A 7,288-nucleotide genomic window follows, 5' to 3' on the forward strand; every position below is an offset into this window, starting at 1 on the left:
CCACGCTGGCTTCACGTAGTGAATCCCCTCATGATGGGATTTGTGCAACAAAGCCCGCGCAACGGCAAATCAATCACCTGCCCCGACACTTTAAACGTTAATTCAGCTTCCTGAGACGGTAATACAATGGCAGGATATCGACGCGATGTTGTTGTTTCACTGGTTTGAACTGTAATAACTTTTGCAGGGCGCGGGGCTGTAGCCCCTGTATTTGCAGCCTCTTGCGCAAACGCAGGCCCACATAAAATTAGGAATATCGCAGCATATTTCGTTGGCTTCATTTGGTCCCTCGAGCTCATTGCGTCCGTATTCTCTTAACCATACTATTAGGAAAATATTTTTTTTCGCAAGGTAATGCAGGCATGAGCTTATTTTCGCAGGTTATCTATGGAACGCTTTGCCTTGGAATATGTCTTGTTATTCATGTCATAGTTCTTGCCGCCAGCGTCCCAATTCTAAAGCAACAGGGGTTATTGGCTGCGGCACGTAATGCTATTTTTCAAATGACCCTTCTGACCACCATAATGTTGATCGCCATCGTTGTCGCCCATGCCCTACAGATTTGGCTTTGGGCGATCATTTGGATACTTACAGATGCGGTAGCAGACCTGAACACAGCGATATATTTTTCAACCGTGACGTATACGACGCTTGGTTACGGCGATGTTATCTTAAGTCCAGAGTGGCGTATTTTTGCGACCTTCAGTGCGGTCGCTGGTTTGTTGACCTTTGGGATCAGCACAGCATTCCTCGTAGGGCTGATCGGGCGGCTCTTCCAAGACTGACTGAACCCTTTGACAGAGTCTTTAGGGCTTTGCCGCAAAACGCCATTTGCTTAAGGAATGCATGACGCCGCCAGTACAAGAAAGTGAATTGCCTAGTCGCTCAAACTAGAAGGTATTCTGATGTCGAACGTCGGAAAGCACATATCCTGTTCCGAAGTTCAATTAGATATACTATCAAATCATTATTTCGAAATAAGCAATATTAGGTGATCAATTAATGAATTGTTCGCAATCGATCATCGAAAAAAATTCACAAATCGATACCTCTGAAATCTTTAACCTTCGGAGAAGGTTCCAACCGATAGCTGCTAGCTTGCAACGTTCGTTCGGCTAACTCCAGCGCGGCGCAAACGACGAACTACATTTGGCCCCGCGTTGACTAGTGCAAAGAAACAAGTACTGAACACTACTACCGCCAAAAATGCATTTAGGTTTTGATCCCAAAGTAAAATGCCAGCAACCGGGGGAGCCATGACGAACGGCGCCAATACGAGCGTTGTCAGGGGGTTGGCAATATGACGACGCTTCTTACCCAGGACACAAATTTCCAAAGCCCGCATTGTCATTTGATGCACATGCAACCTATCCGCCGACGCGACACCTGCGTTGCTGCGTAGACGACGGAAAACAGCAAAAACGGTGTCAGCAAAAGGCCAAAACAAAGTAAGCAAAATAGCCCATGGCGAAACATCGGGTGCGTTGACCAGAACCGCAATTCCGAACCAACTCAACACAAATCCAGTCGTGTAAGCGCCTGCATCGCCAAGAAAAATTAGCCCAAATGGGAAGTTAACCAAAAAGAAGCCCAACAGCACCGCTGCGAGCATCAACGCCAAACACACCATTTCGGGGTAATTTGCCGAACCGGCGATCTGGCTAATCGCTAGGGCGGCCACAATGGCTGTGAAAGAGGCAAGGCCGTTCACGCCATCAATTAGATTGAAACCATTCGCGATCCCCGTTGTTATCAAAACCGTTACCGGGATACCAACAGCCCAATGGCTTATCACTAGGTCCAATAACGGAATTCCCGCGCGTGGCAGCCAAACGCCCAGCAAGAAAATTGCCAACAGGCTCGATCCGATAATCGCCGCAAGCCGCCTGCGAGGCGACATCGAGAAACCAATATCCTCCGCCAGGCCCACCAAGAACAGTGGTAAGATCGCAAGAATGAACTTTGCATATGGTACCGCGATAGGATCTGGAGCAAAGAATATGCTTGCAGCAAGAGCGACCAATATCCCCACCCCGCCCAATCGTGAGGTAAGCTGGGTATGCATAGACTGAACTGCGGCCAGATCGCCGCTGCGCCCACGCAGCCATGCAAATCGGGATTTCAGCACAACGATACCGAGGCAAACGCTGAATGAAATCACGACCAAGGCAAGATCGTGCGCGGTCAAGTCTAATGGATATTGATGGACCAAAGGCAACCTCACAGCGCAGCAAGCAAGTACAAAAATGAGACATAATGGACTACGAGAAAAACACAACCAGAAAATCGCGAATTGATATTTACGACACCAATCGCTCCCAGACAAACAAGAGGTTGCTGTCGGCCAGATTCCACCAAACTCAAAAAATACTGAGTTATCTTTCTGAAGTTTTGATGTTTTTTATAGATCAAACTCCGCCACACTACTACAAGGCTCAACAAACTGACGCACAGCCCGCATCACACACTTGAGATTAAAAAAATTGCGCACGTGCGACAGCGGCAGAATGTCGAAATGCCTACAGCCCCCCCCCGCCGGCTGGGAGGTGCCTTAGCCGGCCAACTCGCCTAACAGGCAGGACCGCCCTTCCAACTACAGCCAGACAGACGCGCGGCAAATCACGGCACTACAGCCATACGCAACCCGACTCAGCGACGGATGACCCAAACCCTCAAAAGATTTCAGCGCAAGGATCGCCCCGAGCCAAGGACAGCTGCCCACTTTGCATTTGAGGCAATGCGCATCATGGCGGCCACCAACGAACCGCGGGCAAACTGTGTCTTTACTCAAATGCATTAAGTGAAATGAGGAGTGCAGACTAGCGGAGCGCAAAAACTACACCTCCACACAAAAAACTTATTTGATATTAAATATTTATCTGAAGTTACAGACAGGCTTCAAACACCATGCGCAAGCAGTTGCGGCGAAGGTTATATCAATAGGCAACTTGGCCTAATTGGGCACGCAACACAAACTCACGAAATTAAAGGTACATCCGTGCAGGGCGCGCGACACTCGACTTTAGATGGAAGGCAAACTCAGCATATCGCCCACACCATTTTGCCAAAATGGCACCCACGAAAGATAGTCTATACACACACATTCTGGCGATGTATTGGTCATTACGCTTCAGCCAACCAAACTGCGAATAGTGATCTCACCTCCAAACTTGTAAGAATATGTAACTGATCCACAATCTGGGTCTGCCATTAAATCGCTAAATCTAAGGCATAGTCGGCGCGCTTGCTTTAGGTACAATAATAAGACTAAAACTTGCGCGCGCATCGGTGGCTTGCGCGACACACCAGCCAGAGGTGGGGACCTTAGCGTGCTAACCGTATCAACATGGATAAAACAATTGAAACGGGCAGCTGCGATTGCTTGCCTAGTAGGCGCACCTAGCTGCGCGGTCCTTCAAGACACTTCGTTTCCAGTCGGAAAGACGGATCAAGACACCATATCAAGTGATGCCATAGAGATTGTACGGATTGAACAATCCAACATTGCTCGCTTCGCGGGCAATGGAGTGCACACTGCAACGACCCCTCCCAAAGCACCTAAAGACCTTGCCTACCGAACAGGCCCAGGTGATGTTCTTCGTGTCATCGTATGGGACCACCCAGAACTAACATCGCCTGGGGCCACACGTGAAACAGACGGTTACTTGGGTCTCACGGTCAGATCCGATGGCTCCATATTTTTCCCTTACGCTGGCGTAATTCAAGCCTCAGGTCGTACGACACAAGACATCGCGCACGATCTAACAGAACGTTTGAGTTCCGTGATACCGGACCCACAGGTGGAAGTCCTGTTAGCTGCATTTAACTCGCAAAAGTCTCTCGTCTCGGGCGAGATTGAAAGCCCAGGTCCCGTCGTATTAACGGACGTTCCGGTCACCTTGATCGAAGCGATCAGTGCCCGTGGCGGCGCGACAGACGCTGCTGATTTATCGCGCATTACAATACAGCGGAAAATGAGAGTGCATACGCTAGATCTTACGGCGTTTCTTACCAGAAACGACGCAAGTCAAAACCCGGTCATTGTTGCCAGCGATACGATCCGTGTGCCGAAAAAAGTGCAGCGGAAGGCCTTCATTTTGGGTGGCATTGAACAGCCACGCTCTATCGACCTCACCGATAAAAGAGTCAGCCTTGTTGAAGCCATCACTGAAGCAGGTGGCTTAAGGGATCGTTATTCGGACGCGAGAGGGATCTTCGTATTCCGCGAAGACAAGGGGAAGATCCTAGTGGCACAGCTAGACCTAAGCAATGCAACAGCTTTGCTAATGGGGGCAAAGTTTAACCTCCACGACAATGACGTGATCTTCGTCACTCGGGCACCTCTGGCTCAGTGGAACGAAGTAATTTCCCAGATCCTGCCAAGTATTGGTGGCCTCAACACGGCAGCAAATGCCGTGCGCTAGTATCGCCGAGCGATGAAGCATCAAGAGGTGCGACGCGGGTGCAAATAACGACGTGAGATGTAATAGAACAAATGATCATTAACTCTGTACTCACGGTTTGCGTGGGAAACGTATGCCGCTCGCCAGTAGCCGAGGCCTTTGTCCGCCATCTTTGCCCTCAGTTGCACGTAGCATCCGCTGGCTTCAATGCACCTGATGGACGCAGCGCAAGCTCACTAATGGTAGAGTTTTCGGCCAATGATGGCGTCGATATCCGGGATCATCGTGCTTCTCGCCTAAGCAGTGTTAATGCTGATAAATTTGATCTAATCCTGGTGATGGAACAGGCCCACCTCAAAGAAATGGCTATGCGCAAACCGCACTTGCGCGCACGTACAATGCTAATGACCCAATGGGTTGGAGGGCACGACTTAGCTGATCCAATCAAGGAAGATGCCGCGTTTAACAAGCGAATTTATGACGAGATCAAGCAGGCCGCCCGCGCTTGGTCTAGTAAACTGGGAAATACCAATGGTTGATGCAAAAATGAACCGCTCAGCTGCCGAACGCGACGATGATGAAATTGATTTAGGCGCGCTGCTTCGAATTCTATTTGGCCGAAAACTGCTGATATCAACGATAACACTGCTTGGCGTATGCGCTGGGGCGGCCCTAACCCTTTCGCAGCCTAATAAATATGCGGCTGATGCGCTGGTGCAGCTTGAAGAAAAAGCGTCTGGCATTCCTGGATTGGAGGCTCTCGGCGGCTTTTCAGAGACCCCACGCACTGCTGCTGAAGTCGAAATATTGCGTTCACGATTGGTGATTGGGGATGTCGTCGAAGCGCTCGACTTAACCCTACATGCAGAGCCCGTCGCGTTGCCGATCTTACGCCGTTTGCCACTAGTATTACCCTCAGTTTTAGCCGGGACGATTGAGGGCGCTATTCCCTTTTCACAGCGCTTCAACTGGGGCGACGCGGCAATAACCGTAGAACAATTCGATGCGACGCAGTCCGTACTTGAAGACGGATTGTCCATCCTCAAGACATCAAATACCTCCTATACTGCAACGCTTCCAGGCGGACGCACGCTAGATGGCGTAGTCGGCGAAGTTTTGACAGACGATACAGCAAAGCTTCGCCTGCTTGTAGTGCAGTTAGATGGCCGCATTGGACGCACTTTTGAAGTATATCGAGGCAGAAAAATCGATGTTATTGAAGAGATAAAAGATCGTTTGTCCGTGTCTGAGGTAGGACGCGGCACATCAATTCTATCAATCACGTATGAAGATGCATCACCTTATCGAGCACAACGAATTCTGCACGATTTAACACGTGCATATCTCGATCAAAATATCGCTAGAAATTCCGCAGATATCGAACAGAGCTTGGCGTTTGTTGAACAACAACTCCCGCAGGCTAGAGCGCGCGCTGACAAAGCCCAAAACAAGTTAAACGATTACCTGCGCTCGCAAAATGCTGTTGATCTCGAAAGAGAGAGTGAGAGCCTGCTGGATCGCCTAACTCAGTTGGAGGCAGAACTCTCAAAATTGATTTTAGAGGAAGAACGTGTAAGCCGCCGCTATATGCCCAACCACCCAGTTTATGAGGATCTTCTTTTACGGAAGTCACAAATTGAACAGCAAATTGCGTCATTCAAACTCGACACTGAAAGCCTGCCTGAAACACAGAAAGAGGTTTTCAACCTACGGCAAAGTGTTGAAATTAATCAAGAAATCTACCGCCAATTCTTAAACCGCTCCCAAGAACTCGGTGTTGCGCGGGCCTCATCTATTGGAAACGTGCGCGTGGTGGATCAGGCTGTTGCCAAGAGAAATCCCGTTGCCCCCAGAACATCCCGGGCCCTACTCTTGGGGTGGTTGATTGGCTTGATATTCGGTACGGGCTACGCACTCATGCTGTTCTTTTTCCGCAAAACTGTGGACACACTCGCGGATCTTGAGCCCTTAGGGCTATCGCTTTACGGCGTAATCAATCAAATCCCCGGGCTACCGTCCCAGCGACCAAAACGTGGAGAAGTCTTGAAGCGTCTGTCAGAAACCGAAGGGAACGACGCCCCAAAGGAAGCATTTAAATCAATTCGGACCAGCCTGCACTTTGGACTAGCAGATAAACTCCCCAAAGCACTTGCTATCACCTCATCGCAACCCGGCGACGGGAAAAGCTTTGTGTCGTACAACATTGCAGAGGCGATCGGGGCCTCTGGTCAAAAAACCATTCTGATTGATACCGACATGCGTCGCGGTTATCTTCATCGCACGTTTGGGATATCTCAGAAAAAGCCCGGACTGTCAGAATACTTAGCAGGCGATGTGGAACTCACTGATGCTAGCTACGAAGTGGCTGATAACCTCATTCTCATCCCCCGGGGCCAAGTGCCCCCTAACCCGTCCGAATTGCTGATGTCGAGGCGCTTCAAGGATCTCGTGAAGACCCTGGACGATACATACGATGTCTGTGTGTACGACACAGCGCCGGTACTAGCCGTAACCGACCCGCTCATCGTATTACGGCACGTCTCGATCCGACTAGCGCTCGTGCGACACGGAAAGACCGAGTTGGGCGCTATCAACGCAATCAAAAATATTTGTGAAAAAGAAGATCTACCTCTGGATGGATTAGTCGTAAATGGTTTTGATCCAAAGCGGGCCAAAAGCTTCGGATACGGCAACTACGAATATGGTGGCTACACCGGAGCATATGCGTACGAAGCGGACAAAAATGAGACCTAAGTGGGGTCGCCATATCATGAAACCTGTCGAGGCACCCATCTTACTTCGGCAGGTTCATGATTTATGTTAGTGTCACGTAAGCGGTGCGCCAGTCACACGGGCTTCGCGTAGTTCCAGGGCAATAGGTCGTT

At 49.8% G+C, this 7,288-nt stretch carries 5 protein-coding genes; 4 read left to right on the forward strand and 1 reads right to left on the reverse strand.

What is annotated here, in order from left to right; translation table 11 throughout:
• The first annotated feature begins 362 nt into the window (after positions 1 to 362).
• Positions 363 to 785: an ion channel gene (locus THS5294_RS06405; protein WP_058123084.1), complete on the forward strand. Its 423-nt coding sequence runs from the start codon at positions 363 to 365 to the stop codon at positions 783 to 785.
• 308 nt (positions 786 to 1,093) lie between these two features.
• Here THS5294_RS06405 and THS5294_RS06410 read toward each other — a convergent pair whose 3' ends face one another.
• Positions 1,094 to 2,212, reverse strand: coding sequence for an MraY family glycosyltransferase (locus tag THS5294_RS06410; RefSeq protein WP_058123085.1), 1,119 nt, complete (start codon positions 2,210 to 2,212; stop codon positions 1,094 to 1,096).
• A 1,315-nt stretch (positions 2,213 to 3,527) separates the two neighbouring features.
• Here THS5294_RS06410 and THS5294_RS18550 point away from each other — a divergent pair.
• The 3 genes from THS5294_RS18550 (at position 3,528) to THS5294_RS06425 (ending at position 7,157) form a co-directional block, all read left to right on the forward strand.
• Positions 3,528 to 4,424, forward strand: a complete 897-nt coding sequence (locus THS5294_RS18550) for a polysaccharide biosynthesis/export family protein (RefSeq protein ID WP_370736573.1) — start codon at positions 3,528 to 3,530, stop codon at positions 4,422 to 4,424.
• A gap of 71 nt (positions 4,425 to 4,495) precedes the next feature.
• The gene (locus tag THS5294_RS06420; RefSeq protein WP_082644960.1) at positions 4,496 to 4,942 is read left to right on the forward strand and encodes an arsenate reductase/protein-tyrosine-phosphatase family protein; all 447 of its coding nucleotides are present in this window, start codon (positions 4,496 to 4,498) and stop codon (positions 4,940 to 4,942) included.
• Positions 4,935 to 7,157, forward strand: coding sequence for a polysaccharide biosynthesis tyrosine autokinase (locus tag THS5294_RS06425; protein ID WP_058123088.1), 2,223 nt, complete (start codon positions 4,935 to 4,937; stop codon positions 7,155 to 7,157). Before THS5294_RS06420 ends, THS5294_RS06425 begins: the two co-directional genes overlap by 8 nt.
• Positions 7,158 to 7,288 lie beyond the last annotated feature (131 nt).

This window comes from Thalassobacter stenotrophicus, assembly GCF_001458315.1.
Classification (GTDB): domain Bacteria; phylum Pseudomonadota; class Alphaproteobacteria; order Rhodobacterales; family Rhodobacteraceae; genus Thalassobacter; species Thalassobacter stenotrophicus.

What these genes read in the sequence shown, in the direction of transcription:
- THS5294_RS06425 (WP_058123088.1), top strand. Translation starts at nt 4,935, where the DNA reads ATGGTTGATGCAAAAATGAACCGCTCAGCTGCCGAACGCGACGATGAT.
- THS5294_RS06420 (WP_082644960.1), top strand. Translation starts at nt 4,496, where the DNA reads ATGATCATTAACTCTGTACTCACGGTTTGCGTGGGAAACGTATGCCGC.
- THS5294_RS06405 (WP_058123084.1), top strand. Translation starts at nt 363, where the DNA reads ATGAGCTTATTTTCGCAGGTTATCTATGGAACGCTTTGCCTTGGAATA.